At 67.9% G+C, this 26,070-nt stretch carries 25 protein-coding genes; 14 read left to right on the top strand and 11 right to left on the bottom strand.

Annotated elements, in window-relative coordinates:
• The first annotated feature begins 193 nt into the window (after positions 1 to 193).
• Positions 194 to 1,063 (top strand): cutinase family protein, encoded by an 870-nt coding sequence (locus tag CQ045_RS08990; protein WP_105722836.1) that lies wholly within the window; start codon positions 194 to 196, stop codon positions 1,061 to 1,063.
• Positions 1,064 to 1,075: 12 nt separating this feature from the next.
• Positions 1,076 to 1,408 (top strand): hypothetical protein, encoded by a 333-nt coding sequence (locus CQ045_RS08985; protein ID WP_105722834.1) that lies wholly within the window; start codon positions 1,076 to 1,078, stop codon positions 1,406 to 1,408.
• A 13-nt stretch (positions 1,409 to 1,421) separates the two neighbouring features.
• On the opposite strand, the gene CQ045_RS08980 is transcribed toward CQ045_RS08985, so the two are convergent.
• From CQ045_RS08980 to CQ045_RS08970, 3 genes are read right to left on the bottom strand one after another with little or no spacing between them, the layout of a single operon-like run.
• Positions 1,422 to 1,844 (bottom strand): hypothetical protein, encoded by a 423-nt coding sequence (locus tag CQ045_RS08980; protein ID WP_105722832.1) that lies wholly within the window; start codon positions 1,842 to 1,844, stop codon positions 1,422 to 1,424.
• 9 nt (positions 1,845 to 1,853) lie between these two features.
• Positions 1,854 to 2,390: a cytochrome C5 gene (locus CQ045_RS08975; RefSeq protein ID WP_105722830.1), complete on the bottom strand. Its 537-nt coding sequence runs from the start codon at positions 2,388 to 2,390 to the stop codon at positions 1,854 to 1,856.
• Between the two features lie 37 nt (positions 2,391 to 2,427).
• Positions 2,428 to 3,561, bottom strand: coding sequence for an MFS transporter (locus tag CQ045_RS08970; RefSeq protein ID WP_105722828.1), 1,134 nt, complete (start codon positions 3,559 to 3,561; stop codon positions 2,428 to 2,430).
• A gap of 183 nt (positions 3,562 to 3,744) precedes the next feature.
• On the opposite strand from CQ045_RS08970, the gene CQ045_RS08965 reads away from it, so the two are divergent.
• The 4 genes from CQ045_RS08965 (at position 3,745) to CQ045_RS08950 (ending at position 8,009) form a co-directional block, all read left to right on the top strand.
• Positions 3,745 to 4,482 carry an SGNH/GDSL hydrolase family protein gene (locus tag CQ045_RS08965; protein WP_105722826.1) on the top strand — a complete coding sequence of 246 codons (738 nt, stop codon included), beginning with the start codon at positions 3,745 to 3,747 and terminating at the stop codon, positions 4,480 to 4,482.
• Between the two features lie 104 nt (positions 4,483 to 4,586).
• Complete coding sequence (locus CQ045_RS08960) at positions 4,587 to 5,327, top strand: peptidase E (protein WP_105722824.1); 741 nt, start codon at positions 4,587 to 4,589, stop codon at positions 5,325 to 5,327.
• Positions 5,324 to 6,679 (top strand): anaerobic C4-dicarboxylate transporter family protein, encoded by a 1,356-nt coding sequence (locus tag CQ045_RS08955; protein WP_105722822.1) that lies wholly within the window; start codon positions 5,324 to 5,326, stop codon positions 6,677 to 6,679. The genes CQ045_RS08960 and CQ045_RS08955 overlap by 4 nt, the downstream gene beginning before the upstream one ends.
• Before the next feature lies 1 nt (position 6,680).
• The gene (locus CQ045_RS08950; RefSeq protein ID WP_105722820.1) at positions 6,681 to 8,009 is read left to right on the top strand and encodes a threonine/serine exporter ThrE family protein; all 1,329 of its coding nucleotides are present in this window, start codon (positions 6,681 to 6,683) and stop codon (positions 8,007 to 8,009) included.
• 145 nt (positions 8,010 to 8,154) lie between these two features.
• Here CQ045_RS08950 and CQ045_RS08945 read toward each other — a convergent pair whose 3' ends face one another.
• Genes CQ045_RS08945 through CQ045_RS08925 form a run of 5 tightly spaced genes read right to left on the bottom strand, consistent with a single transcriptional unit; the run spans position 8,155 to position 12,335 of the window.
• Complete coding sequence (locus CQ045_RS08945; RefSeq protein ID WP_105722818.1) at positions 8,155 to 9,381, bottom strand: ABC transporter permease; 1,227 nt, start codon at positions 9,379 to 9,381, stop codon at positions 8,155 to 8,157.
• Positions 9,378 to 10,073 (bottom strand): ABC transporter ATP-binding protein, encoded by a 696-nt coding sequence (locus CQ045_RS08940; protein WP_105722815.1) that lies wholly within the window; start codon positions 10,071 to 10,073, stop codon positions 9,378 to 9,380. Before CQ045_RS08940 ends, CQ045_RS08945 begins: the two co-directional genes overlap by 4 nt.
• Positions 10,070 to 11,245, bottom strand: coding sequence for a peptidoglycan-binding protein (locus CQ045_RS08935; protein ID WP_105722813.1), 1,176 nt, complete (start codon positions 11,243 to 11,245; stop codon positions 10,070 to 10,072). The genes CQ045_RS08940 and CQ045_RS08935 overlap by 4 nt, the downstream gene beginning before the upstream one ends.
• A 60-nt stretch (positions 11,246 to 11,305) precedes the next feature.
• Positions 11,306 to 11,800, bottom strand: a complete 495-nt coding sequence (locus CQ045_RS08930; protein WP_105722811.1) for a hypothetical protein — start codon at positions 11,798 to 11,800, stop codon at positions 11,306 to 11,308.
• Between the two features lie 46 nt (positions 11,801 to 11,846).
• Complete coding sequence (locus CQ045_RS08925; RefSeq protein WP_105722809.1) at positions 11,847 to 12,335, bottom strand: hypothetical protein; 489 nt, start codon at positions 12,333 to 12,335, stop codon at positions 11,847 to 11,849.
• A 387-nt stretch (positions 12,336 to 12,722) separates the two neighbouring features.
• On the opposite strand from CQ045_RS08925, the gene CQ045_RS08920 reads away from it, so the two are divergent.
• Positions 12,723 to 14,903 (top strand): arylsulfatase, encoded by a 2,181-nt coding sequence (locus CQ045_RS08920; protein WP_219844402.1) that lies wholly within the window; start codon positions 12,723 to 12,725, stop codon positions 14,901 to 14,903.
• A 115-nt stretch (positions 14,904 to 15,018) separates the two neighbouring features.
• On the opposite strand, the gene CQ045_RS08915 is transcribed toward CQ045_RS08920, so the two are convergent.
• Together CQ045_RS08915 and CQ045_RS08910 are read right to left on the bottom strand one after the other, a co-directional pair.
• Entirely contained in the window at positions 15,019 to 17,544 is a 2,526-nt protein-coding gene (locus CQ045_RS08915; RefSeq protein WP_105722805.1) for an ABC transporter permease, read from the bottom strand.
• A complete protein-coding gene (locus CQ045_RS08910; RefSeq protein WP_105722803.1) occupies positions 17,544 to 18,311 on the bottom strand; it encodes an ABC transporter ATP-binding protein in 768 nt (255 codons plus the stop codon). Before CQ045_RS08910 ends, CQ045_RS08915 begins: the two co-directional genes overlap by 1 nt.
• Positions 18,312 to 18,419: 108 nt before the next feature.
• On the opposite strand from CQ045_RS08910, the gene CQ045_RS08905 reads away from it, so the two are divergent.
• From CQ045_RS08905 to CQ045_RS08875, 7 genes are all read left to right on the top strand, one after another.
• The gene (locus CQ045_RS08905; protein WP_258131009.1) at positions 18,420 to 19,652 is read left to right on the top strand and encodes a sensor histidine kinase; all 1,233 of its coding nucleotides are present in this window, start codon (positions 18,420 to 18,422) and stop codon (positions 19,650 to 19,652) included.
• Complete coding sequence (locus CQ045_RS08900; RefSeq protein ID WP_105722799.1) at positions 19,640 to 20,278, top strand: response regulator transcription factor; 639 nt, start codon at positions 19,640 to 19,642, stop codon at positions 20,276 to 20,278. The genes CQ045_RS08905 and CQ045_RS08900 overlap by 13 nt, the downstream gene beginning before the upstream one ends.
• A gap of 51 nt (positions 20,279 to 20,329) precedes the next feature.
• Positions 20,330 to 21,091: a LysM domain-containing protein gene (locus tag CQ045_RS08895; RefSeq protein WP_146115215.1), complete on the top strand. Its 762-nt coding sequence runs from the start codon at positions 20,330 to 20,332 to the stop codon at positions 21,089 to 21,091.
• 173 nt (positions 21,092 to 21,264) lie between these two features.
• Positions 21,265 to 21,624 carry a PadR family transcriptional regulator gene (locus CQ045_RS08890; RefSeq protein WP_105722795.1) on the top strand — a complete coding sequence of 120 codons (360 nt, stop codon included), beginning with the start codon at positions 21,265 to 21,267 and terminating at the stop codon, positions 21,622 to 21,624.
• A gap of 2 nt (positions 21,625 to 21,626) precedes the next feature.
• The gene (locus CQ045_RS08885; protein WP_061017439.1) at positions 21,627 to 21,995 is read left to right on the top strand and encodes a DUF1048 domain-containing protein; all 369 of its coding nucleotides are present in this window, start codon (positions 21,627 to 21,629) and stop codon (positions 21,993 to 21,995) included.
• Entirely contained in the window at positions 21,992 to 22,768 is a 777-nt protein-coding gene (locus tag CQ045_RS08880) for an ABC transporter ATP-binding protein (protein ID WP_105722793.1), read from the top strand. The genes CQ045_RS08885 and CQ045_RS08880 overlap by 4 nt, the downstream gene beginning before the upstream one ends.
• On the top strand, positions 22,765 to 23,532 hold the full coding sequence (locus CQ045_RS08875) for an ABC transporter permease (protein ID WP_105722791.1): 768 nt from the start codon (positions 22,765 to 22,767) through the stop codon (positions 23,530 to 23,532). Before CQ045_RS08880 ends, CQ045_RS08875 begins: the two co-directional genes overlap by 4 nt.
• 1,048 nt (positions 23,533 to 24,580) lie before the next feature.
• Here the strand turns inward: CQ045_RS08875 and CQ045_RS08865 are convergent.
• Positions 24,581 to 26,056 carry a lipase maturation factor family protein gene (locus CQ045_RS08865; protein WP_105723225.1) on the bottom strand — a complete coding sequence of 492 codons (1,476 nt, stop codon included), beginning with the start codon at positions 26,054 to 26,056 and terminating at the stop codon, positions 24,581 to 24,583.
• Between the last annotated feature and the right edge of the window lie 14 nt (positions 26,057 to 26,070).

Here is a 26,070-nt window from a genome sequence, read left to right as displayed (position 1 = left end):
AGAAAACCAGATAGTCCATACGCTTGACTTATTGACATGGGTGTGACCGGAGCCTTTCGGCACACCCTCAGGCGCGGCATAAATAGTCGATGCGCCGAGCCGTCGCAAGGCTCTCGATGATCTGTTATCGCTCCGGGCCGCCGCCCAAGCTTGTGAGCGACCTGGATCGGGTCGCTCACGGAGAGGCGAAAGCATGATCAAACTGAAGTCGCTGTCGTTAGGGGCACGAGACGGGGCGCGGAGGAGACCCAAGGGAGACCGGCACCGCGTAGTTCTCAGTGCAGTCGGCGCGTTGACCATGCTGGGAAGCATCATGTTCGGAGGCGCATCCGCTAGTGCTGCTGCGTCTTCGAGCATGTGCGATTTCGGGGTCTTCGTAGGCGTGCGCGGAACTGGCGCGCCTGCAGGTTCAAATCTGGTGCACGACGGCCGCGTCTGGACAACGGGCGGTTTCGGCGATCAGGTGGCCCCTATCCGCACCGCCTTGGCAAACGTGCCGGGCATGAAGTTCTATTTCCTGAGCCTCGCCTACCCGGCGACTGGGGTCCTGAGCCCCAGTATTCAGGATGGCAAGGCGAAACTAATCTCTGAGTTGAACTACATCACTACTACTTGCCCTTATGCACCGATCATCCTGGCCGGCCACTCGCAAGGGGCCCAGGTGATCAGCCAGGTGCTTCAGGACACCGTCAATTTTCCCAGTGGTGCTCCGGTCGGCCTGAACCCTCGCACGAAGGCGAACATCCAGAACGTCGTGCTTTACGGCGACCCTTACTACGAATCAGGGAAAGCAACGAACTACCCCAACAGGCCGAAAAACGGCCTACTCAGCACAGTTCCCTACACGAAGAAGAACCCGCTGGCGACCTACAGCTACTTGGGATGGCCGGCTGGTGGCAGCAGCCAGCAGACCATCTACAAAGTTCGCGAGTATTGCAACATAGGCGACTTCTTCTGCCAATCGGATCCAGCGGACAGCAACTACGCTATCCACAATTCGTACGGGCAGAACGCGAACTCGGTCGCCGGCTGGATCCAGTACACGCTGACCTCCCAAGACTAGGCCAGGAGAAAAATGAACGACCAGCCCAGCGCACAACCGCAGATCGGTGACAAGCTGGCGTGGGTGAGTCTCCTCGTGGCGGTTGTATCTGCGCTGGTCGTTCTGTCGCGGACGCTCGAGATCGCGGGCTGCTCCGGTCAATGCGACTACCCCGTGCTCGAGACCGTAACCCGCGGGTTCTGGATGACTGACCTGATCGTCTTCGCCGTCACCACAGGCGCATACTTCTTCACCAGATCTCGACTCCGCGTGGCCTGGCTTCTGCCGGCAGCGGGTATCACGATCACACTGACCGCCCTCCTCGTCGCGAATCTCGTGATGAACGGCGCGCTGAACCTCGGTTAGTCAACTGCCCGCGTCAGCGCGGACGGTCGCGGCCTGACCTCGCGCGCATCGTGCGGACCACGGCAGGAAGCACGACCATCCCGAGCACCCAGAACACCGCGCCCCAGATCAGCGCATAGCCGATGAACGGCAACCATTCGTAGGTGGTCGGATAAGGGATGCCGGTGCGACCGGTGAGACGCAGGGCGACGTCGGCCGGATACGCCGCGAACGGGTTCGACGAGTGGTCCTGCGTGATCCAGGTCAGCGGAAAGCCGAACGGCACGGACGAGAGGTCGGCATCGGATGCGACGGACACGCGTTGCGCGGTCGTGATCCACCAGGTCACCACGACGCCGACCGTCGCCGCGCCGATCGCGGACAGCACGATGCTCCCCCACCCCGGCTTGCGGGATGCGGGCGGCGAGACCGAGCGAGAAGCGGCGATGTCTCCCATGCGACGCGGTCAGTCGTCGGTGCGGCTGATCTGGTCGAGCAGATCCTCGAGGGTGTCGAAGTCGACGGTCTCGGTGCCGTCGAGCTCGCGCACCTCGACGCCCTCGACCTGCAGTTCCTCGTCCAGCTGCACGAGGATCCGGGAATCCGGGAACTGCTTCGGCGCGAGGAACGCGAGCAGCACGGCATCCGCGAAGACGACCACCGACGTCGCCTCGAGGTCGTCGCGCAGGTCGATCTGCTCGATCACAGGTTCGTCGTCGACGGCGTCATCGATGTCGGTGGCGACCTCGTCCACCACGGCCCGCCACCGGGACTCGCCCACCGAGAGGATGCGCGACACCGCCGCGATCAGCGCCTCGTGATCGACGTCCTCACCGTGCTCGTCATCGTCGTCGAGTTCCGGATCGACGTTCACGTTCACGACGGTGCCCGCCGCGTCGATGCTCGCGCGCCCGTAGACGAGACCGTTCTCGGCGACCGGGTCCTCGAGCAACCCGCTCTCGACGATGCGGGCCAGGAGAGTGTCGAGCGCAGGCGAAGTCATGCCTCCAGTCTTTCGCATCCGTCGCGGTCCGGGGCGGTCATCGTCCACGGAGCAGGGGCGTGAGGATGACCGCAAGGCCGGTGATGACCGCCGCGATGAACAGCACTCCGGACGCTCCCGTCCACGAGAACGCGAGTCCGGCGAGAACCGGCCCGCCGACTGCGCCGAGGTTCAGCGCCGCCGTGGCATACGCGCCACCGAGTACCGGAGCCCCCGATGCCTGGCCGACGATCCGGGCGATGAGCGCCGAGCCGACCGCGAACGAGAGCATCCCGCCGATCACCGCCCCGATGAAGACCGCCGGCACCGAACCGGCGACGAGACCGAACACCGCCCAGGCGAGCGTCGCCGCCGCCGCACCGGTCGCGATCCAGCCGCGATCGAAGCGGGCCGCCCATCGCCCCGTGGCGGCCACACCCAGGAAGGCACCAGCACCGAAGGCGGCGAGGAGCAGCGGGATCCAGGATGCTCCGACCCCGGCATCCGCACCGATGACGGCGAGGAATGTGAAGACCCCGAAGGTCGCGGCGTTCACGAGCACCGCGAGCACGACGGCGACGAGCACCGGCCGGCGACGCAGCTCTGCGAGCTCCCCGCGCAGTCGGACCTGCGGGGACGGCGGGACGGCACTGAGCGTCCGGTCCAGGAGGAGCGCCAAGACGGCAGGAAGACAGAGCAGTGCCACGGCCCAGAACGTCGAACGCCAGCCGAACGCGTTCGCCAGCATCGCCCCGGCCGGGACGCCGACGATCGTGGCCAGCGTCGTGCCGCCCAGCAGCACGGCCACGGCCCGAGTCGTCTGCGCCGGCGGAACGACACTGCGCACGGTCGCGAGGGCGATCGCGAGGAAGCCGGCGTTCGCCAGCGCGGCGAGCACCCGGGTGAGCAGGAGCAGCTCGAAGGACGACGCGACGGCTCCGACCGCATGCGCGGCGACGAAGCCGAGCAGGAGCAGGACGAGGGTGCGCCGCGGACGCCAACGTCCGGCGAGCACGGCCATCACGGGCGCGCCGACGACCATGCCGATGGCGAAGGCCGAGGTCAGCAGAGCCGCGGTGGACGGGTCGACCTCCAGATCAGCGGAGATCGGGAGGAGAAGGCCGGCGAGCATGAACTCGCTGGCGCCCTGGGCGAAGATCGCCAGAGCGAGGACAGGGATGAGGAAGGGCATGGAGCATCCAGACGAGGAGACGCCGGTCGCGCCGCAGCATGCGGGGAACGGCGAGCGGGAAGAAGGGTCGACAGGGATGCGGGGAGTGCACGACGCGCACTCGACCCGCGATCTACGGTCTGTCGGATTCCGGACTCACGCCTCCACCGTAACCCACCGCGCCCGGCCGATAGGCTCTGATCCGTGCCGAACGCCGACTCCTCCGCTCCCGCATCCGCCGCCTCCGACCTCCGCCGCATCGCCGCCGCACTCGCGGCCCCGGAGCCGCTGAACTGGGTCATCACGGGCGACTCGATCACCCACGGACTGGTGCACACGCAGGGCGGCCGCAGTTACCCCGAGCACCTGCACGAACTGATCCGCGGCGAGCTGGAGCGGGTGCGCGACATCGTGCTCAACACCGCGATCAGCGGCAACCGCATCGTCGACCTCCTCGACGACTGGGACCGTCGGGTCGCGTCATGGCACCCCGACGTCGTGACTCTCATGATCGGCACCAACGACGCCTCCGACGGCGGACCGCGCGAGGTCATCTCGGCGGCGGACTACGCGGCCTCGCTGCGGGACTTCGTCGCACGCGTGCGTGCGCTCGGGGCCGTCCCCGTGCTGCAGACGCCGCCCGCGATCGACGTCGCCAACGCCCCGGAGCGCGCGCGGATCGGGGAGTTCGCGGAAGCGGTGCGGGAGGTCGCGTCGAGTGAGGACGTGATCCTCGTCGACCAGTTCGCGAGATTCGCCGAGCTCGGCGCCGGTGGTGTGCCGTGGGGTCTGATGAACGATCCGTTCCACCCGAGCGCCACCGGCCACGCCGCCCTGGCTCTCGAACTCGCGGATGTCCTCGGCATCCGTCCCGAAGGGCCGCGCGGACGGACGCTCCCCCTTCTCGAAGGACTGGTCACGACCGCGCGGTTGAACGCCTGACGACCGGATCACCCCCCTCACCCGCCCTGGACGAACGTCCTCTGGACGAGGGCTGCGGAGCACCACTAGGTTGAGCGCATTCGCAGTCGTCGAGAGGTGGGGGCATGTCGCACGTCGTCGCAACCGGGGCCGGGAAGGCCATGATGGAGCGCCGGAAAGATCCGACGCACGACTACATCCTCGAGCTCACCGGCAAGGAGCGCCCACGGGTCCTCTTCGTCGGCACGGCGACCGGCGATGACGCCGCGTACATCGTGAGCTTCTATTCGACGTACGACTCCGACCGGTGCGCACCGCACCACCTGCCGCTGTTCCATCGCGCGGTGGACGACCTGGCGCGGTTCGTGAAGGGCTTCGACGTGATCCACGTCGGCGGCGGCAACACGGCCAACATGCTCGACGTCTGGAAGCGGCAGGGTCTCGACGAGATCATGCGCGAGATGTGGGAGGACCCCGACTCGAACGTGGTGTTCACCGGCGGCAGCGCCGGCGGCATCTGCTGGTTCGAGGGCGGCACGACCGACAGCTACGGGCCGACCCTCCAGGTGCTCCCCGAGGGGCTCGGGTTCCTGCACGGCAGCTTCTGCCCGCACTACGACGCCGAGGACCAGCGCCGCCCCCTCTTCCACGCTTCCCTGCTGAGCGGCGAGCTCTCCACCGGCTACGCGGTCGGCAACCTGCAGTCGCTGCACTTCGAGAACTCCGAGTTCGTCACCGCGATCAGCCCGGTCGAGGATGCTCTCGCGCTGCGGGTGGAGGCAATCGACGGGAAGATCGTCGAGACCGAGCTGCCGACGAAGGTGCTCACCGGGTCGGCACCGATCGTTGCGGGACCGTCGTCATGAACGACAACGTGTGGATCCTCCTCGCCCAGCTGATCATCGTCGTCGGCGCCATCTACATGGGCACCCGCACGAGCGGGATCGGCCTGGGCGTCTGGGGCCTGGTGGGTGTCGCCATCCTCATCTTCGTATTCGGCGAGGCTCCGGGGAACGCCCCGGTCGACGCGGTCTTCATCGTCATCACGGTCATCACCGCGGCATCGACCATGCAAGCCGCCGGCGGCATCGACTGGATGGTGTCGGTCGCAGCGAAGGTGATCAGGCGCAAGCCGAAATCCGTGGTGTTCCTCGCCCCGGCGATGTCGTTCCTCTTCACCGTCGGCGCAGGAACCGGAAACATCTTCTACCCGCTGCTTCCCGTCATCTACGACGTCTCGTACCAGCAGAAGATCCGCCCCGAGCGCGCGCTCTCCGTCTCCGCGGTCGCGTCGCAGGTGGGCATCCTCTGCTCCCCCGTCTCCGCCGCGACCGCCTCGATGGTGGTGCTGCTCGCCCCGCAGGGGGTCGACCTCGGTGGACTGCTGCTGATCATGTGGCCGGCATCCATCGCCGGTCTCTTCGTCGCCGCGCTCGTCATGATGCGGCACGGCAAGGACCTCGACGACGACCCGGAGTTCCAGCGCCGCCTGGCCGAGCACCAGATTAAGCCGCCGACCGTCGACGCGCACGAGAACAAGCTCCCCAAGACCGCCGTGCTCTCCGCCACCCTCTTTCTCATCGGCGTCGGCGTCATCGTGCTCTTCGGCCTCTTCGAAGGACTGCGTCCGGTCATCGGCACCAACGACGACGGCGACCCGGTACGGCTCAGCGTGACCGTCATCATCGAGGTCACGATGGGCATCATCGCGGCACTGATCTTCGTCTTCTGCAAGGTCAAGGCGGCCGACGTCCCCAAGCAGCCCACCTTCCCCGCCGGCATCGTCGGAGCCATCGCCCTCTTCGGCATCGCCTGGCTCGCCAACACGTTCGTCGCCGCCAACCAGACCCTGATCGTCGACGGTCTCGGGTCGGTGGTCTCCGGATCGTCGGCGTTCCTCGGGGCGCTGCTTTTCGCCCTCGCGCTCTTCGCGGTCGCGATGCTCACCACGAGCCAATCGAGTGCGACGAACGCGATCGTGCCGATCGGCATCACGATCGGCCTCCCGGCCTCGCTCCTCGTGGGACTGTGGCCCGCGACCATGGGGATCTACACGCTGCCGGCCAACGGCAGCCAGGTCGCCACGGTGGCGTTCGACCAGACCGGGACGACGAAGATGGGCAAGTTCGTCTTCGACCACTCGTTCCAGCTCCCGAACCTCGTCTACATCGGCGTCGCGATCGTCGTCGGAGTGACGCTGTCGTTCCTGTTCGCGTGACATGACCGAGGCCGTCGACCGCTCGGCCCTGCGCCAGTTCCTGCTCGGGCTGGCGCAGGGCATGAACGCCTCGGCCGAATCGGTCGACCGCATCCGCGACACGATGACCGATGTCGCGAAGGCCTATGGCGGCGGCGACGCCGACTTCGTGGTGCTGCCGACGATCATCCTCGTCGAGACCGGGGAGTCGGAGGAGTCCCGCGTCGCGATCCGCTCCGCCACGAACGCCTCGTTCCGCTTCGATCAGATCGCCGCACTGTACGAGCTGATCGGCCAGGCGCGGACAGGGTCGATCCCGCCGCTCGACGGCATCCGGCGCCTGAACGAGATCGGGGCGATGCGCCCGCGGCTCCACTGGTTCACGCGCACCCTCGGGCACGCGATCCTGACCACCGGCCTCGCCCTGCTGCTCGCGCCGACCTGGCAGGGCGTGATCGTGGCGTTCGTGCTCGGCTTCGGCATCGGACTGCTCAAGCTGGTGCGGTCCCCGACGCTCCAGCTGATCCTGCCCATCGCCGCCGCGTTCGTGTGCGCCGCGGCGGTCTTCCTCCTGGCCGAGGTGATCGAGATCGGCGACCCGATCCGACTGCTCATCGCACCGCTGGTGACGTTCCTCCCCGGCGGCGTGCTGACCACGGCGACCGTCGAGCTGGCGGCCGGGCAGATGATCTCGGGCGCCGCGCGGCTGGTCTACGGCTTCGTGCAGCTCGCCCTGCTGGCGTTCGGCATCCTCGCCGCCGGCACCGTCGTGGGCGTGGAGTCGCGGTCGTACGAACCCTTGGAGGCGAGCTCGCCGCTGCCGTGGTGGGTCGCCATCATCGGGATCCTGGTCTTCGCGCTCGGCAACTACCTGCACTTCTCCGCCCCGCCGTCGACCTTCGGCTGGGTGCTGATCGCCCTCGCGGTCGCCTATGCGGGACAGTGGGCCGGGAACGAGTTCGTCGGCCCGACCGTCGGCGGCTTCGTCGGCGCTCTCGTGATGACCCCCGTCGTCTTCTGGATCGCGGGACTCCGGCACGGGGCACCGTCGCAGCTCACGTTCCTGCCCGCGTTCTGGCTCCTCGTCCCCGGAGCCGCAGGACTGGTCGGACTCACCGAGGCGGTCGCCACCGACGGCGGTCTCACCGACTTCATCGCCGCACTCGTCTCGGTCATGTCGATCGCCCTCGGCGTGCTGATCGGAACCGCCCTCTACCGCGTCGTGCATCACGGCGCGGAGGAGATCGTGCAGTTCGCCGTCGCCCTGCCCTCGGCACCGGATGAGACGTCGCCACCGAATCTCTGGCACCGTCTGACGGCGCCGTGGCGGCACGATCGCGGCGAGCGCTGAGACGCTCGGACGGCGAGCCGTTTCCGCGGCCCGAACAAGACCGAGCGATCTGAGGCCGCGCGCGAGCATCCGCAGAGGGGGCCCGAAGACGCCGAAACCCCTGACCTCGCAGGAGGTCAGGGGGTCGCTCCGCCGGCGTCCGGCCTCAGCTGCTCAACGCCACCGTGGGCGGCGTGCGCGCCGCACGGATCGCCGGATACAGGCCTGCGATCGCCCCGATCACGAGCGTCGCACTGACTCCCGCGACGAGCACGAGCGGCGGGATGACGGGCACCCACCCGTTCGCCAGGGCGATGAGGGCGCTGACCCCCGACCCGATCACGGCTCCGGCGAGCCCGCCGAGCGCCGAGAGCAGCAGAGCCTCGGCGAGGAACTGCAACCGGATGTGACTGCGCGTGGCCCCCAGAGCCCGACGCAGTCCGATCTCCCGACGGCGCTCCAGCACCGAGATGACCATCGTGTTCGCGACCCCGATACCTCCGACGAGCAGAGCGATCGAGCCCAGCGCGAGCAGAAGTCCGGTGAACGCGTCGTCCGCCGCGGCCTTCGCCGCCAGCACGTCCGACGGACGGGACACCTCGACGCTCGACGGACTCGCCGGTTGGATCGACGCAGCCATGAGAGTGCTGACGCTCGCGACGGTCTCGTCCGACGAGCGCTCGTACACGCGGGTCGGGGCATCGTCGTAGCCGAAGGCGCTGGCCGCCGCCGGCATTCCGATGAGTGCCGCGGAGTCGAGCTCCTGAGCCAGCTTGATCGGCGCGAGGACCCCCACCACGGTGACGTTGCGACCTCCGAGCCAGATCTGCGTCCCCGGTTCCACCACCCCGAGGCGCTGCGCGGCCGTGGCCCCGAGAACCGCCGTCGGCAGGGTCGCCGTCGCCGGATTCAGCCATTCACCCGCCGTGACCTCGCCCCCCACGACATCGAGCAGGTCGAGCTCGGTCGTGGTGACCGTCAACCCGCCTGTCAGCTCCGGGTTGATCTTCGAGTTCCGATACACGGCGACCGTCTTCAGATCGGCGGTCGCCGTCGCGGACTCGACCCCGGTGATGCGCTCCACGCGCAAGGACGCGTCGCTCGGGAACGGCACCGGCGTACCGTTCGACGACCCGGCCTTCGCCGTCAGCAGATTCGTCCCGAGCGAGGCGAGCTGAGAGTTCAGCCGCTCCTGGCTCGACGCCGAGATCCCGACGACCGCGATCATCGCCGCGATGCCGATGGCGATGCCGAGAGCGGACAGGACGGCCCGGGCCGGCCGCGCCCGCAGCCCGGCAGAGCCGAGATAGGCGACGTCGTCCGCACGCAGGCGGGAACGGAGCTTCCGCGGTGCCGATCTGTCCCTCCCGCCGGTGGGCACCGGGCCGGTCATGCGGCGACCTCCTGCGCAGTGCGGCTGTCGGAGACCAGCGTCCCGTCCTTGATCGCGATGCGACGAGGAAGACGAGCCGCAAGCTCGGCGTCATGGGTGATGACCACGACCGTGGTGCCGCTCCGATTCAGGTCGTGGAGCAGCTGGATGATGCTCTCGCCCGAATGGGAGTCGAGGTTGCCCGTCGGCTCGTCCGCGAGGAGCAGCGGCGGATTGCCGACCACCGCGCGGGCGATGGCGACGCGCTGACGCTCACCTCCCGACATCTGGTTCGGCTTGTGGGTAAGCCGGTGGCCGAGGCCGACCCTCTTCAGGGCGGCGATGGCGCGCTCCCGGCGTTCCCGACGCGGCACACCGGCATAGAGCAGGCCGTCGGCGACGTTGTCGATCGCGGTGACCCCCTCGCTCAGGTGGAACTGCTGGAAGACGAAGCCGATCCGGTAGCCACGGAGCGCGGAGAGCTCGGCGTCCGACAGCGCCTGCACGTCGGTGCCGTCGATGAACGCCTTGCCGGTGTTCGGACGATCGAGCGTGCCGATCACGTTCAGCATCGTGGACTTGCCTGAGCCGCTGGGCCCGACGATCGCGACGAACTCGCCGCGCTCGACGGTCAGACTGACCCCGGCGAGCGCATGGACAGGGGGTGACCCGTAGCTGCGGCCGAGATTCTCGAGACGGATGACGTCATTCATCGCTTCGGCACCATGACCTTCACTCCCTCGGCGATCCCGTCTCCGGTGATCGCGACCCGCCCGGATGCGAAGATGCCGGTGGTGACCGGAACGCGCTTCGAGGCGCCCTCCTTGCCCTTGCCGGGGACCTCGACGGCGAACGAACTGTCGTCGATGGCGACGAGCGCCTCGACGGGGACCGTCAGGAGGTCGCCGCTCTGCGCGCTGGAGAAGCGCACCGAAACGGTCGCGCGCTGCAGGTCTCCCGTCGCGGCCTGATCGGCGAGGGTGATCACCACCGGGAGCACGACGGTCTTCGCCGCGCTCTCGTCGGCTCCGGCCTGTTCGGTGGGAACTCCGACGCTGGCCACCGCACCGGCGGTCTCGGTGCCGGTCGGCAGCCCGACGGTGACCGCAGCACCGGGAACGGCGAGCGCCTGGTCGGAGAGCTTGAGGTTCACGGTCACGACCTTGCTGTTGGCGGAGGCCTGGAACATCTCCGTCCCCTCGGAGACGGAAGCCCCGACGGTGGTCTTCAGCTCGGCGACGCGGAGGTCCTCGGTACTGAACATGACCGCTTTGGAGCTCAGCGTGCCGGTCTGCTCGACTCCCTGGCTCTTCTGCAGCTTCCTGATCGCGTCGGCCGTCTTCGCGGTGAACTCCGTATCCACATCTCCACTGAACACACCGAAGGCCGCCAGATTCGTTTCGAGTTGACGGACGTCCTCGCCCTTGGACATCCCGGTGGTGAAGTCGCGCCAGGCGGGCATCGCCCCGGACATCAGGACCACCGGGGCGGTGTTGACGGTGTAGAGGGTACCCCCGGTGCCGATGAGCGAACCGACCGCGGGCAGCGATGTCACCACACCGGTCAGGCCCGAGCTCACCGGCCGCTGCCCTGCATACTCCAGGGTGCCCTGCGCCTGGGTCTCGACGGTGACGTCGCCCTTGGTGACGGCGGCGGTGGTGAGTGCGACGGTCGGCTTCTCCGCGGCCGCTCCCTTGTCGTTGTTCAGGGCGGCGACGATCGCCATGCCGGCGGCGGCCGCGATCATCACCACTGCCACGCTGACGGCTATCGCCACTCCGCGACGCTTGCGCGGTCGCGGTTCTTCGTCCGTCTCCTCGCTCTCGAAGATGTCGGGATCGGCGGCGGGATCTTCCCGTTCCGTCTGGTCTGCGTTGTCGTTCATGTGCGGTTCCTCTTGTCTCGCTGCGACAGGAGATCTCCCTGCGCAGGTGGGTCGGTGGCGTCAGGAGGGCTGGCAGGTTTCGAAGTCCGCGTCGGACACGTCATCGGGCATCAGGAAGCCCGTCTCGATCGTCGGATCGTTGACCTCGTAGCCCTTCCCACGGAGGCAGTCCACGGTCTTGATCATGTCCTCGAGATGCTCCGCGTCGGTCTTGCGGCTCGCTCCCCCGGGCGGATCGCCGAGCTCTTGCATGCACTCCCCGGCAGCGGTGATCTCCTCCGGGTCGTCGCTGTCGAAACCCTCGCCGGGCTTCGGGTCCGCGACATCGAAACCCTTGCCGCGGATGCACTCCGCGAGCTTCAGGTCGTAGTCGTCACGGGCGGCGGAGAGCTCCGCGTCCGCTGCGCTGCTGCCGCCTCCGGATGCCGCAGTCGGAGCAGCGCTCGACGCGCCGCCCGTCCCGGTCGAACAGGCGGCGAGAGCGAGCAGCAGCATCGGCGTCGCGACAAGAGCGGTGAGGAGCGAGCGGGAGGATTTTCGCGTGGTGGCGAACATGGACTGATCTCTTTCGTTGTCGAAGTGCCGGAGCGTACGTGGAGGATCAGGACGCCATGCAGGCGTCGATGTCCGCGTCGGTCACGTCGTCGGGCATCGTGAAACCGGTCTCGATCGTCGGATCCGCGATCTCGTAGCCCTTTCCACGGAGGCAGTCGACCTCCTGGATCATCTCGTCGAGCTGCTCGGCATCGGTCTTCTTCGTGCCGGCCGCCGTGGGCGGGTCGCCGATCTCCTTCATGCACTCCGAGCCTGCCGCGTTGATCTCCGGGCTGCTCTCCTGGATGCCCTCCCCGGGCTTCGGGTCCTTGACATCGAGTCCTTTGCCGCGGATGCACTCGGCGAGCTTCAGGTCATAGGCGTCGCGGGCGGCGGACATCTCGTCCTGCGACACCTCGTCGCCCCCGGATGCTTCGGTCGGCGCAGTGCTCGAGGCGCCACCCGTCGAACAAGCGGCGAGCGCGAGCAGCAGCATCGGCGTCGCCACGAGGGCGGTGAGGAGCGAGCGAGGGGATTTGCGCGTGGTTGCGAACATGGCTGATCTCTTTCGTTCGGGGGCCGGTTCGGCCGCTGAGATCAATACAACGAGGGCGACCGTTGCCGCAGCGTATGGAGCTTTCGATATGCCCACGAAACGTCGACCGACGTCGACGCGGCCCCCGACCGCCTCCCGTGTCGTGTGGCCACCGTCACGCCCGCCATCGCGCCCGGCACGCAACGGCGTCCAGCGCCGTGGACTTTCGCGACTGATGTTATAGCGTGGAAGATGATACCCACCCAGCCCCTGAGTGTAGGAGTAGGAATGACTGTTGCCGAACCGACCGCGCCGCGGACAGACTCGTCGATCCCCTATGGCCAAGAGGCCTTTTCGGGTTCCATCGGCAAGACGATCTCTGAGTCACGCCCCTCGTATCCCCAGAGGGTGGCCGCGCCGGCTGGTGCGCCGAACATCCTGCTCATCCTGCTCGACGACATCGGTTTCGGGCAGGCTGGCGTCTCCGGGGGCCCGGTGCCCACTCCTCACATGTCGGCCCTCGCCGGGCAGAGTGCACAACTGACCCGATTCCACACGACCTCGTTGTGCTCGCCGACGCGAGCTGCGCTGCTGACCGGACGCAACCATCACCGGGTCGGCTTCGGAACAATCGTGGAGGGATCCACCGGCTTCCCGGGTTACAACTGCGCCCTCCCCAACACCGCGGCCACCGTTGCGAAGACGCTGACCCTCAACGGCTACAACACCGCATGGTTCGGAAAGAACCACAACACTCCGGATTGGGAATCCAGCGCCGCCGGTCCCTTCGACCGCTGGCCCACCGGGCTCGGCTTCGAGTACTTCTACGGCTTCCACGGCGGCGAGACGTCTCAGTTCGAGCCGCAGCTCTACGAGAACGTGTCCCCGGTCGAGCCGCCGGCTGACCCTGACTATCACTTGACCGAAGACCTCGTCGAGCGAGCCCGCTCGTGGATCTCGAAGCAGAAGTCGTCCGCGCCTGACAAGCCGTTCCTCGCCTACGTCGCCACCGGAGCCGTGCACGCGCCGCACCATGTTCCCGCGGCGTACCGGGATCGCTTCGCCGGCCAATTCGACATCGGCTGGGACCAGGTGCGTGCTGACACTCTCGCGCGCCAGAAGGAACTCGGTCTCGTTCCTGACGACACCGTTCTCACGGACCGGCCGGAAGGCATCGCCGCCTGGGACACCCTCTCCGATGATGAGAAGCGGCTCTACGCACGGATGCAGGAAGTCTTCGCCGGATTCGTTTCCCACACCGACGATCAGATCGGAAGACTCGTGTCGGTTCTCGACGAGATCGGGATCCGCGACGACACGCTCGTCGTCCTCATCGTCGGCGACAACGGCCCCTCGCCGGAGGGAGGACTCACAGGAACCGTCAACAACATGGCCACTCAGAATGGCCTGCCAGACACCCTTGAAGCGATCCTGCCGTTCATCGACGAGCTGGGAGGTCCACTTCACGAGAACCACTACCCCGTCGGCTGGGCTCACGCAGGTGCGGCACCGTTCCAGTGGATGAAGCAGGTCGCCTCCCACCTGGGTGGAACGCGCAACTTCGCCGCGCTCTCCTGGCCCGGACACATCGAACCGGGAGTCCGCTCCCAGTTCCATCACGTCATCGACATCGCCCCCACCCTCCTCGCCGCCGCCGGTGTCGAGCAGCCGGCGAAGGTCGACGGAATCGAACAGCTAGACATCGACGGCGTCAGCCTCGACTACCTCTTCGCCGCGCCCGATGCCGACGGACTACGCACCACCCAGTACTTCGAGCACGGAGGAAACCGGGCGATCTATCACGATGGGTGGATAGCCTCGGCCCGTCACGGAGTTCCGTGGCAGCTCACCGGATCCAAGGGCGACTTCAATGACGATGTCTGGGAGCTCTACGACCTGGATAGCGACTTCTCCCAAGCCCGCGACCTCGCCGCAGAGCATCCCGACCGGGTCGCCGAACTCACCGCACTCTGGGAGAAAGAGGCCTGGGCCAACAACGTCTTCCCCCTCGATGACCGATTCGCCGAACGAGCCATCGACCCGCTCCGCCCCTCTCTGATCCGCGGCCGACGCGAGTTCCGCTACTTCGCAGGAGCCACCCGGATCCCCGAGGGTGTCGCCCCTCCCACCAAGAATGTCTCGCACCGAATCATCGGACATGTGACCCTCCACGACGCGAGCACGAATGGGGTCGTTGTCGCTGCCGGTGGCCGCAGTGCCGGGTTCTCGTTGTACTTCGACGATGGCGTACCGGTTTATCACTACAACTTCTTCGGTCGCGGCCGCTACGTCGTTCGTGCCCCGAAACCGATGGAGGCAGGCGACCACGAGGTCGCTGTCGAGTTCATCGCCGATGTGGAGCACAAGCCCGGCACGGGGGGAATCCTTCGTCTGGCGGTCGACGGTCGGACCGTGGCCGAAGGACGGGCGGAGCACACGGTCCCTGGACGCTTCTCGCCGACCGAGAGCTTCGACGTCGGAATGGATCTCGGGAGTCCGGTCACCGACGAATACTCCGCGCCGGCTACGTTCTCGGGCACTATTCATGACGTCGTGGTGCAGCTCATCGGAGAAGAAGAACAGGGATAGCACGGCGCACGAGCGTATCGAGCCTTCGGCACGCCCACGACATGTGGACCGGCCCAACTCCCCCCTGCGGAAAGGGGTGCACCGATTCCTCCGGTGCACCCCTGCGCGGCACGGGCTACTGGCGCGACCCGATCTCGTCGATCGGACGCGTGCGCATGGTCGAGGTGGTCCCGATCCACATCGCCACCAGAGCCAGCGCCCCCATCGACCCGATGATCGCCAGTGATCCGACCACCGGCAGTGCGGGCAGCGGCTGCCCCGAGATGCCCATGCTCACGCCGATCAGCGGAGGGATCGCGACCACGACGCCGAACACCATCGCGATCACCGCGACGAGCACGGCCTCGATCCGCATCATCGAGCGCACCTGCCCGCGGGACGAGCCGATCAACTGCAGCAGCGCCAGCTCACGTGACCGCTCCCCCGTCGCCATCACGAGCGTGTTGACCACGGCGATCGCGATGTAGCCGAGGATCACCAGCAGGGCGATGAGATTCACCCAGCCCTGCTGCGACTGCGCTCCTGCACCCGCGGCCGCCTGACCGGATCCGTCGGTCACGATCAGACCGCGCTCGCCCAGCGCGACGCGCACCTCATCGGCGGAGTCCTCGTCGACCGCGACGAGCGCGAACGCATCGAGACCGGCCGTGGTGTGCGCTCTGACAGCATCGGCGGCCATCGTGAGGTCGCCGAAACCGAGGCCCCGCTCGTACACGGCGACGACGGTGGCGTCCAGCGGCGAACCGTCGCCGAGATACCCGGTGACCGTGTCGCCGAGGTCCACCCCGAGACCCTGCGCAGCATCCGTGCTCACCGCGACCGTCGCCGCGTCGTCGAGCTCGGCGAGCGAACCCGCACGCACGCGCAGGTCGAGGCTGTCGGCCACGTTCTGGGGATCGATGCCCTGGAGCACGTGCTCCGTGCGTTCGAGCTTCCCCTCGAGATCGCGCGAGTCGACGACCGCAGCGCTCAGTGCGACGCCCGATGCCTCGGTCACGCCGGGGGTCGAGCGGATCTCGTCGACCGCCTCGGGAGAGAGACCCGCCGGCCCCGTCACGCGCAGGTCGGCGATGACACCGGCCTGGGCCTGCGTCGCCGCCTCTGCGGCGATGATCGACGGCGCCCCGATCTGCACGAGCCCCAGTCCGATGCCGAGGGCGATGGGCAGGATCGCGGATGCCAGACGTCTGCTGTTCGTTTCGGCGCTGGCCGAGGCGAGGAAGCCCGGAGCGGACAGTCGACCCAGCACGGTTCCGATCAGCCGAACGCTCAACGACACCAGCCACGGGCCGAGGACGGCGAGGGCGATGATCAGCAGCATCGCCGCGCCGGCGGCCGCACCGGCGGCGATCTGACCCCGCACGACGAGCGGCACGGTCGAGACCGAGATCCCCGCGGCGGCCAGCACGATGCCGGTGATGATGCGCGGCAGTCCGATCCCGGGAGCGCCCGTCGCCGACTCACGCAGCGCCTCGACCGGGTCGAGCTTCGCGACTCGGGCGGCTGCGATGCGCGCGGCGCCCCAGGCGGAGGCGAGGACGAGCAGCACCGCTCCGACCGCGGGAAGAGGCCCGACGGCCAGGGCGAAGTCGCCGGGGATCACACCACCGGCCACGAAGGCCGACTGCAGCACGCTCGACAACAGGTATCCGGGAACGATGCCGAGCAGCACGGCGACCACCGCGACCCACAGCACCTCGCGGGCGACGAGGGAATGCACCTGGGAGGGGCTCGCGCCGACCGCTCGCAGCAGCGCGTAGTCGCGGCGGCGCGACTGCACCGACAGGGAGAGCGTGCCCGCGACGATGAACATCGCGACGAGGATGCAGGTGCCGACGAACGCGCTGCCGATGGCGACGAGCGTGGAGCGGGCGGCGCCCGAGTCGAGGAACTCGACATCACCGCGGCCGTCGCCCGTGCGGGCGATCAGCCCGGGGAAGGCCTCGCGGATCACGGTCGCCGTGTGCTCCGGGTCCTCCCCGGAGACGAACACCCCGAGCGCCTGCGCCGCACCGTCATGCGGGTCGAGCTCGCCGATGCGTCCTTCGCTGAGGAACACGTGCGTCGCCCGCTCGGGGGTGACCGGCGCCTCGACCTCGCCCACCACGCGGTACTCCGACGGCACGCCACCGTGACTCAGGACCAGCGCGTCGCCGATGGCACGACCGGAGCCGGAGGGGACGACCACCTCGTCTGCCGCTGCGGGCTCATGCCCTTCGCGCAGCTCGAAACCGGTCAGCGCGGTGGCCGGCCAGGGGTGAGCCTCGACCGCGACGACCCCGCCGGCATCGGCATCCGCATCCTGCAGTACAAGCGGAACCGTCGCATCGATCACGACACGTTCGACGCCCGGAAGACCCGCGATGTCACGCGCGGCATCGGCGGGCAGCGGAGCCCGCTCCCGCAGGGGAACAGGCAGGTCCTCGGGTACATCCACCTGCTGCGGGGCGCCCACCACGACGTCGGCCGCCGCGTAGCGTTCGGGCGCCAATCCTCCGCGCATCCCGGACTCGACGAGCACTCCGAGGCCGGTCACCAGCGCGGCAGCGACGAACACGGCGACCGCCACTCCGACGAAGCTCCCGCGGTGGTGGCGGAGGTCTGCGCCGAGGAGACGCCCCAAGCCCAGGGGCCGCGACATCACCACTCCCCCAATGCGCTCATGCGGTCATTGATCTGCGCGGGGTCGGCGCCGTCGAGGTACCCTGCGAACGCACCGTCGGCGAGGAAGATCACCCGGTCGGCGTGCGAGGCGACCACCGGGTCGTGCGTCACGACCACGACGGTCTGGTTCAGCTCCCTCGCCGTGTGCGCGAGCAGGTCGAGCACCTGCTTGCCCGAGCGCGAGTCGAGCGCACCGGTCGGCTCGTCGCCGAACACCACATGCGGCCGGGTGATGAGGGCGCGCGCGATCGCCACCCGCTGCTGCTGACCTCCGGAGAGCTCGGTGGGGCGGCGGCGCCGGTACTCCGTGAGCCCGACGGCATCCAGCAGGAAGTCGAGCCACTGCGACTCGAGCCGCCGGCCGCCCAGCCGCAGCGGCAGCGTGATGTTGTCCTCGACGTTCAGCGCGGGCAGCAGGTTGTAGGCCTGGAAAACGAAGCCGACGTGGTCGCGCCGGAAGGCCGTGAGCTGACGTGCCTTCAGCCCTGAGATCTCGGTGCCGCCCAGGTGCACGGTTCCGCTGCTCGGCCTGTCGAGTCCGGCGGCACTGTGCAACAGCGTGCTCTTGCCCGAGCCCGAGGGGCCCATGATCGCCGTGAACGTGCCCCTCCCGATGGCGAGGTTCACGCCCCGCAGCGCGGTGACGCGGTTGGCGCCGGCGCCGTAGGTCTTGACGACGGACTGCAGGCGCAGTGCTTCGGAAGGCCCCGCATCGACGGCGGGGGCGAGTGGTGTGAAGGTCATGATTCGACGCTAGGGACGGCGGATCCGGCATCCCATCCCGCCCGCTGCCGCATCGATGGTGGTGCTGGCTATACCGTGCCGCTGCGACCGCTCGGGCAGACTGTGAGGGTGAAGGACGGACGGATGCGGCGCTGGCTGCGCGCGTGGGGATATCTGGCCGTCGAGGCCGGGGTCTCCATCGCGTCCCTGGTGTTCCTGTGCCTGGGAATCGTCCTGCTCCCCTTCATGATCCTCACCGGAGGCGTGCTCATCATGCCCGAGGCCGTCCGCGGCTTGCACCGGTGGACCGACGTGAACCGTCGCCGAGTCGGCGCGTACCGGGGCGAGGAGCTGACGCCGATCGAACGGGTGCTCCCGCCGGATTCGACCATCGAGGACCGTCTGCGCTTCGCGCTCTCACGCGACACCGGCCGCGACCTCCTCTGGCTCGCGGTGCAGGGACTCCCTGTGCTGTTCCTCTCGATGCTGACGATCTCGCTCCCGGTGGCGGCGGTCAACACTCTCGCCATCACCTACTACTGGCAGTTCGCGCCCGCCGACGACCCGGTCGGTTCGGTCTACCCCGTCACGTCCTGGGAGCTTGCGGCGACCATGCCGCTGCTCGCTCTGGCCTATGCGGCACTGTCGGTCTTCCTCATCCCCGCCGTCGCACGACTGGTGTCGTTCGTGTCGGCGAAGCTGCTCGCGACACCCGAGAGATCCCGCCTCGCCGCCAGGGTCGACGCCCTCACGCTGAGCCGTGCCGCCGCCCTCGACGCGCACGCCGCCGAGCTCCGTCGCATCGAGCGCGACCTGCACGACGGCGCGCAGAACCGGCTCGTGAACGTCGTGATGATGCTCGGGATCGCGGAGCGCGCTCAGGAGACCGGCGGCGATGTGCTCGAACCGCTGCGGCGAGCGCAGGATGCCGCGACCGATGCACTCGCGGGGCTCCGCCGCACGGTGCACGACATCTACCCGCCGATCCTCGACGAGCTCGGGCTGGAGGGCGCCCTGGCCTCGCTGGCCGGACGCAGCGTCGTCCCCTGCACGATCGATGCGATCGAGGTCGGACGCGTGCCGGCGGCGGTCGAGTCGGCCAGCTACTTCGTCGTGGCCGAGGCGCTGACGAACGTCAACAAGTACAGCGAGGCGGCACACGCCGTGGTCCGCGTCGCGCGCGAGGGCGAGGTGCTGCTCATCACCGTCGAGGACGACGGGGTGGGCGGAGCCGTCGAGCGTCCCGGCGGCGGGATCGCCGGCATCCGTCGCCGCATCGAGGCCTTCGAGGGCACGCTGGATCTCACGAGTCCGGTCGGCGGACCCACCACCCTGAGAGCGGAGCTGCCATGCGGGTCGTGATCGCCGAAGATGACACTCTTCTTCGCGAAGGGCTGGCGCTGCTGCTGCGCAGCGAGGGCTTCGAGGTGGTGGCGGCCGTGGACAACGCCGAGGGGTTCCTCGCCCGGCTCGACGAGGCGGATGCCGCCGTGGTCGACGTGAGGATGCCGCCCACCTTCACGAGCGAGGGACTGAAGGCGGCGGCCGAAGCCCGAGCCCGCCGCCCCGGATTCCCCGTGCTGGTGCTGTCGGCCTACGTCGAGGATCGCTATGCCGGCGAACTCCTCGCGGCCGGCGCCGACGGCCTCGGCTACCTGCTCAAGGAGCGGGTGGGGAAGGTGGCCTCGTTCGTCGACGCGCTGAACCGCGTGGCCGCCGGCGGCACGGTGATGGACCCCGAGGTCATCTCGCAGCTGATGAGCCGTCGTCGCGCCGACGATCCTGTGCAGACGCTCACCCCGCGCGAACGCGAGGTGCTCGGACTCATGGCCGAGGGCCTCGACAACGGCACCATCGCCGAGCGGCTCTTCGTGACGGAGACCGCGGTGAGCAAGCACATCGGCAACATCTTCGGCAAGCTCGGCCTCGCCTCCAGCGACAGCGGCCACCGGCGTGTGCTCGCCGCGCTCGCGTACCTGCGCAGCTGACCCGGCACCCGCTCTATCGCCGCGGTGCCGAGCGATGCCATGCTGTCGGAGATGAAGCGCAACACCAAGATCACCACCGCCGTCGTCGTCGTGGCCGTCGCCGGGCTGATCGCCGTTGCCGCTCCCGCCGTGATCAGCGCCGCACCCGCCGTCGTCGACGCGGCCTCGCGGGCGGCGGAACGCTTGGTCGCCGAACCCTCCACGGCCCCGACGAGTGCCGCCGACGCATCTGATCCGGTCGGCTACGTCGATCTGGGCGACGGCATCAGCGTTCCCGCCGGTGGGCCGGGTGATTGCACCACCAACGCGTTCATCAACATCGGGAGCGACGACGGCTCCCCGACTCACGGGAAGCTCCTGGGCGAGCTCGTCGACATGGGCGCGTCGGAGCTGGCACGCGGGCCGGTCACTCTGGATGCCGACGGCGAGATCTTCTCTTACGAGGTGCAGGCCGGTGACAGCCTCATCGCGATCGGCGAGCGCTTCTGCGTCGACTACGTCACCGTCGGCAGCTTCAACCACGTGCGCGGCAATGAGCCGATCGCTCCCGGGGACGTGCTCTACCTGCGACCGGACCCGACGATTCCGTTCGTCGACATCTACTCGCCGTACAACGCCGAACCCGGGTCTTCGACCATCCCCTACTACGACGGAGTGGCGGCGTTCTCGACCGCTGTCGCCACCGCAGACCTGGGTGCCGCGCGGTGGCTGTGGCAGCGTCTGGAGAAGGACATGCCCCCGGAGACGGCGGCCGTGATCTCACAGGCCCTGAGCAACGACGACCTGGCGCTGCTGCGCCGCATGTTCCCGTAGCGGCGCTTCCCCTCTCCGCCCCTCGCCGTCGGCGGCGTTCTCGCGCGCCCGGAACCGCTTCGGGATCTCGTCCGAAAAAGTCAGTATTCGGTGTTGCTAAGTACCGGTACTCAGTGTTACTTTGTACCGGTACCCAGCAACACTGAGTACCAACGAATCGAAAGGAGGACCTGATGGGCAAGCAGATGACCGAAATGCTCAAGGGCACTCTGGAGGGCATCGTTCTGGCCCTCCTCGCCGAGCAGCCGGCATACGGGTACGAGATCACCACACGCATCCGAGACCACGGATTCACCGACATCGCCGAGGGCACGATCTACGCACTCCTCGTGCGCATCGAGCAGAAGAACCTCGTCGACGTCGAGAAGGTCCCGAGCGAGAAGGGTCCGCCCCGCAAGGTATACACCCTGAACGCGCAGGGCCAGCAGGAGCTCGAGGAGTTCTGGAAGACCTGGGACTTCCTCGCGCAGCACATCGCACAGCTGAACAAGACCAACACCGACAAGAGCACCACCCAGAACAAGGAGAACTGATCATGGCCGCGAAGTGGATCGAAGCGATCACCGGATCACTCGAAGAGAAGAAGCTCTACAAGCAGGCGCAGGCCCGCATCAACGCCCTGCCCGAGCCGTACCGCGAGATGGCGAAGGCCCAGCAGCGCTACAACATGTACTACGGCGGCGTCACCGACGGCGACACCATCGTGAAGATGTTCCTCGACATCGCCGACATGTGGGAGCGCGCCGCACTCGACGGCACCCCGGTCTCAGCGATCGTCGGCGACGACCCGGTGGAGTTCGCCGAGAACTACGCCGCCGCGTACGGCGGACGCCAGTGGATCGACAAGGAGCGCGCGCGCCTCATCAAGGCGTTCGACGACGCGAAGAAGAAGGAGGAGTCATGACGAATGCAGCCATCTCGGTGCGCGGCATCGAGAAGTCGTACAAGGATCTGCACGTGCTGCGCGGCGTCGACTTCGAGGTCGAGAAGGGCAGCATCTTCGCCCTCCTCGGCTCGAACGGCGCCGGCAAGACCACGATGGTGCGCATCCTCTCCACCCTGCTGAAGTCCGACGCCGGCACGGCGACCGTGCAGGGCGTGGACGTCGCCGCCGACCCGGTCGGTGTGCGCGAGCTGATCAGCCTCACCGGGCAGTTCGCCGCGGTCGACGAGATCCTCACCGGACGCGAGAACCTCGTGCTGGTCGCGAAACTGCGCCACCTCCCCGACGCCGGGAAGGTCGCCGACGACCTGCTGGCGAAGTTCCGCCTGACGGATGCCGGTGGCCGCAAGGTCGGAACCTACTCCGGCGGCATGCGTCGCCGGCTCGACATCGCGATGAGCCTGGTCGGACACCCCGAGGTCATCTACCTCGACGAGCCGACCACCGGCCTCGACCCGGAAGCCCGCATCGAGGTGTGGGACGTGGTCAAAGAACTCGCGAACACCGGAACCACGGTGCTGCTCACCACGCAGTACCTCGACGAAGCGGAGCAGCTGGCCGACCGCATCGCGATCCTGCACGAGGGCCGCATCATCGCCAACGGCACTCTCGCCGACCTGAAGAAGCTGCTCCCGGCCGCCAAGGTCGAGTACGTCGAGAAGCAGCCCACCCTCGAGGAGATCTTCCTCACCCTCATCGGCCCCAAGGCCTCTGGAAAGGAGAACGCAGCATGAGCACGCACTTCGCCGCCGACACGGCGACACTCACCGGCCGCTCCATGCGGCACATCTTCCGCAGTCCCGACACGATCATCACCACGGCGGTCACCCCGATCGCGCTGATGCTCCTGTTCGTGTACGTGTTCGGCGGTGCACTCCAACAGAGCACCGGCACCGACAACTACGTGAACTACCTGCTCCCCGGCATCCTGCTCATCGCGATCGCGTCGGGCATCGCCTACACGGCGTTCCGGTTGTTCACCGACATGCAGAGCGGCATCTTCGAGCGGTTCCACTCCATGCCGATCGCCCGATCGAGCGTGCTGTGGGCCCACGTGCTCACGTCTCTGACGGCGAACGCCATCACCCTGGCGATCATCTTCGGCGTCGGATTCCTGATGGGCTTCCGCACCGGAGCGAGCTTCTGGGCCTGGCTCGGAGTGATCGGCATCCTGATGCTGTTCACCCTGGCCCTCACCTGGCTGGCGATCATCGCGGGCCTGAACGCCAAGACGGTCGACGGCGCGAGCGCCTTCTCGTACCCGCTGATCTTCCTGCCGTTCATCAGCTCGGCATTCGTACCCACCGACACCATGCCGGCGCCGGTGCAGTGGTTCGCCGACAACCAGCCGGTCACCTCGATCGTCAACACCATCCAGGCGCTGTTCGCCGAGCAGCCCGTCGGCAACGACATCTGGGTCGCCCTCGCCTGGTGCGTCGGCATCCTCGTGGTCGCCTACGTGTTCGCGATCATCTCGTACCGGAAGAAGGTCAGCTGATCTTCGCCCAGCGAGACGGGACGCTCCGACCGGGTCACTCGCCCCGGCCGGGGCGTTTCGCCGCGCTCGGCGGGGATTCACGGTGCATGTAAGGCGGAGAACTCCGTATGGGAGGAGACTCTCGTCGAGATACTCCTCCCAACACGGAGAGTTTTGCCTGCGCGGTCGGATCACGCGGGAACCGGGTACGCGGCGACGACGACCCCGTAGGCGACTAGACCGTCGATCGCCATGTTGGCGACATCGTCTCTGCAGGAAGATGCACATCCATCCATTTGCATCGCAGTGAGATGGACGAGAAGGATGCCCCGCAGGCAACTGTGATCTGAGCCAACGCCCAGCCCCGCGGCGACGTAACGTCGCCGCGGCATGCGCTGGATCGGCCCCCACTGGCTCGTCTCGGTCATGAGAACTCAGTCATCATGTGTCGTGTCATGCGGGGCGACGCGGGTCGCACCGGGCGGCTCGAGGGCCGGGGCGCGTCAGTATAGTTCGCCGCGCGCGGTTGTGATCTCCCGGTTGGGTCAAACCAACACGGGACCAAGCGCCGCTACCCGGCACAATGAGAAGCGATACTAGCTCAACACTTTCCAGGCCCATTCGCGGGTCCGCTATCAATCACACCTTGTGCAAACCAGAATCCGCCAGGGATGGCGACGGCCTTGGTGGCACCCTCTTTCACGCAGAAAGACTTCGAGAGGAACTGCAGACCCAAGCTTGGATCCCCTCCTGAGTACTGCACGCTGATGCGTGTTGACTTGCTGCCGCAGTTTTTGTACGTCCCACCCCAAAGACTGAAGCCGCATGAAGCTGCCGCCGCTGCGGGCTGCACGGACTCTGCATGCGTCTGCGCCGCCGAGGCTGGCGCAGCCGACAAAACCGCAAGCCCTATCGCGCTGGCGATGGCCATTCCCGCAATCCTCGATTTCAGCCTCATTACTGCTCCTCTCGATCTGCGCACTCTGATGTCAGATGCGCTTGTGTCACGAGATCGCAACGATACGTTACATTTTAGACGCGGTCTGTCCTCTTTTTGGGGGACACCCCCTCACCGCAGCCCGAACGGGCCGAGCACCACGCGGCGGCGACTCCGCACCCACACCACGCCATCGGCGCGCTTCTCGGCGCGGGTGGCGAAGCGGTAGCGGTAGGAAACGGCCCGCACCCACCGCGGCCGCTCCCCGTCGAAGGGATCGACCCGGATCAGCGCGAGCGTCGGAGCATCCGCTTCGAGCAGCCGCACCAGGAACGCCGTGAACCAGTCATCGAACGAGTGCCCGAGCGGCAGGAACCACATCAGCCAGTCGAGGCGCAGGTGGTACGGAGCGAACTGCCGCGGCATCCGTCGCCCGTCTCCGGGTTTGCCCTTGAACTCGTACTCGCGCCACTGCACCCCTTCCTCATCGGCTGACCCCTCGACGACGATCTCGACCCGCTCCTTCGTGACCGTGCCGAAGGCCCCGTAGGCGTTGGCGAGCTGCCACCGGTTGAAGCTCGCGTTCATCAGCTGCCGCCGCACGAACAGGTTCCGCAGCGCCGGCACGCTCACCACGACGTAGAGCAGCCCCACGGCCGAGGTGACCACCACCCAGAAGAGCGGGATGCCGGCGAGGATCCAGGGCGCGTCCGTCGGTGGCGCGATCTCGGACGCCCCCACCCCGGGCAGCCCGATCGCGGAGAACGCGATGACCATCGTCGCCCAATTCAGCCACGCGAAGTTGCCCGTCAGCACGAGCCAGGCCTGCGTCAGGATCACGACGGATGCCGCCACCGCGCCGATGATCTGCGGCACCGGGCCATCCACCCACAGCGACAGCAGCGGAGCGAAGAGGAAGAACGGCGCGACGAGCTGAGCGAAGTGGTTGCCCAGCACCTCGCCCCGATGGAACCAGCGCGGCAGCAGATGCGCCTGCCGGCTCAGCGGACCCGGCATCGGCTGCGTCTCGTGGTGGTAGGTCATCGCCGTCAGGTCGCGCCACTCGCGTCCGCCGCGGATCTTGATCATCCCGGCGCCGAACTCCAACCGGAAGACCAGCCACCAGAAGAGCACGATCACGACCGTCGGCGGCGGCTGATCGTTCGAGCCGAGGAAGGCCGCGAGGAACCCCGCCTCGAGCAGCAGCATCTCCCAGCCGAACGAGTAGAAGGTCTGGCCGATGCTCACGATCGACATGTAGCCGAGCCACAGCGCGAGGAAGCACAGCATCGGCACCCACGGCGGTCCCCACTGGGGGACGCCGACGACGAGGAGCGCCGCGACCACCACGCCGACCACGCACAACGCGACGAGCCGGCGGTCGGAGTAGCGGATGCGGGAGAACAGCGTCGGATGCAGCATCCGCCGCCGCTCCGCCTTCTGCCCGACCCACTCGAGGAGGGCCGGCGCCGGGAGTAGCCCGTGCTCGCCCAGGAGCGGGCGGAACTGGTTCAGGCTGGACACGAAAGCGACGAGATAGAGCGCCGCGATGCCCCGCTGCAGGACCTCGCGGGCGAACCCGAAGTCGACCGCCGCGAACCCGTCCACGGCCACAGGCTACG

The sequence above is a fragment of the Microbacterium sp. MYb66 genome (assembly GCF_002979435.1).
Classification (GTDB): domain Bacteria; phylum Actinomycetota; class Actinomycetes; order Actinomycetales; family Microbacteriaceae; genus Microbacterium.
The sequence above is the reverse complement of the archived record's forward strand: the minus strand, read 5'-3'. Positions and strand labels throughout refer to the sequence as shown.

Excerpts from the sequence above, each read along its gene's own strand:
- CQ045_RS08990 (WP_105722836.1), top strand. The coding sequence starts at position 194 with ATGATCAAACTGAAGTCGCTGTCGTTAGGGGCACGAGACGGGGCGCGG.
- CQ045_RS08985 (WP_105722834.1), top strand. The coding sequence starts at position 1,076 with ATGAACGACCAGCCCAGCGCACAACCGCAGATCGGTGACAAGCTGGCG.
- CQ045_RS08980 (WP_105722832.1), bottom strand. The coding sequence starts at position 1,844 with ATGGGAGACATCGCCGCTTCTCGCTCGGTCTCGCCGCCCGCATCCCGC.
- CQ045_RS08975 (WP_105722830.1), bottom strand. The coding sequence starts at position 2,390 with ATGACTTCGCCTGCGCTCGACACTCTCCTGGCCCGCATCGTCGAGAGC.
- CQ045_RS08970 (WP_105722828.1), bottom strand. The coding sequence starts at position 3,561 with ATGCCCTTCCTCATCCCTGTCCTCGCTCTGGCGATCTTCGCCCAGGGC.
- CQ045_RS08960 (WP_105722824.1), top strand. The coding sequence starts at position 4,587 with ATGTCGCACGTCGTCGCAACCGGGGCCGGGAAGGCCATGATGGAGCGC.
- CQ045_RS08955 (WP_105722822.1), top strand. The coding sequence starts at position 5,324 with ATGAACGACAACGTGTGGATCCTCCTCGCCCAGCTGATCATCGTCGTC.
- CQ045_RS08950 (WP_105722820.1), top strand. The coding sequence starts at position 6,681 with ATGACCGAGGCCGTCGACCGCTCGGCCCTGCGCCAGTTCCTGCTCGGG.
- CQ045_RS08945 (WP_105722818.1), bottom strand. The coding sequence starts at position 9,381 with ATGACCGGCCCGGTGCCCACCGGCGGGAGGGACAGATCGGCACCGCGG.
- CQ045_RS08940 (WP_105722815.1), bottom strand. The coding sequence starts at position 10,073 with ATGAATGACGTCATCCGTCTCGAGAATCTCGGCCGCAGCTACGGGTCA.
- CQ045_RS08935 (WP_105722813.1), bottom strand. The coding sequence starts at position 11,245 with ATGAACGACAACGCAGACCAGACGGAACGGGAAGATCCCGCCGCCGAT.
- CQ045_RS08930 (WP_105722811.1), bottom strand. The coding sequence starts at position 11,800 with ATGTTCGCCACCACGCGAAAATCCTCCCGCTCGCTCCTCACCGCTCTT.
- CQ045_RS08925 (WP_105722809.1), bottom strand. The coding sequence starts at position 12,335 with ATGTTCGCAACCACGCGCAAATCCCCTCGCTCGCTCCTCACCGCCCTC.
- CQ045_RS08915 (WP_105722805.1), bottom strand. The coding sequence starts at position 17,544 with ATGTCGCGGCCCCTGGGCTTGGGGCGTCTCCTCGGCGCAGACCTCCGC.
- CQ045_RS08910 (WP_105722803.1), bottom strand. The coding sequence starts at position 18,311 with ATGACCTTCACACCACTCGCCCCCGCCGTCGATGCGGGGCCTTCCGAA.
- CQ045_RS08900 (WP_105722799.1), top strand. The coding sequence starts at position 19,640 with ATGCGGGTCGTGATCGCCGAAGATGACACTCTTCTTCGCGAAGGGCTG.
- CQ045_RS08895 (WP_146115215.1), top strand. The coding sequence starts at position 20,330 with ATGAAGCGCAACACCAAGATCACCACCGCCGTCGTCGTCGTGGCCGTC.
- CQ045_RS08890 (WP_105722795.1), top strand. The coding sequence starts at position 21,265 with ATGGGCAAGCAGATGACCGAAATGCTCAAGGGCACTCTGGAGGGCATC.
- CQ045_RS08885 (WP_061017439.1), top strand. The coding sequence starts at position 21,627 with ATGGCCGCGAAGTGGATCGAAGCGATCACCGGATCACTCGAAGAGAAG.
- CQ045_RS08880 (WP_105722793.1), top strand. The coding sequence starts at position 21,992 with ATGACGAATGCAGCCATCTCGGTGCGCGGCATCGAGAAGTCGTACAAG.
- CQ045_RS08875 (WP_105722791.1), top strand. The coding sequence starts at position 22,765 with ATGAGCACGCACTTCGCCGCCGACACGGCGACACTCACCGGCCGCTCC.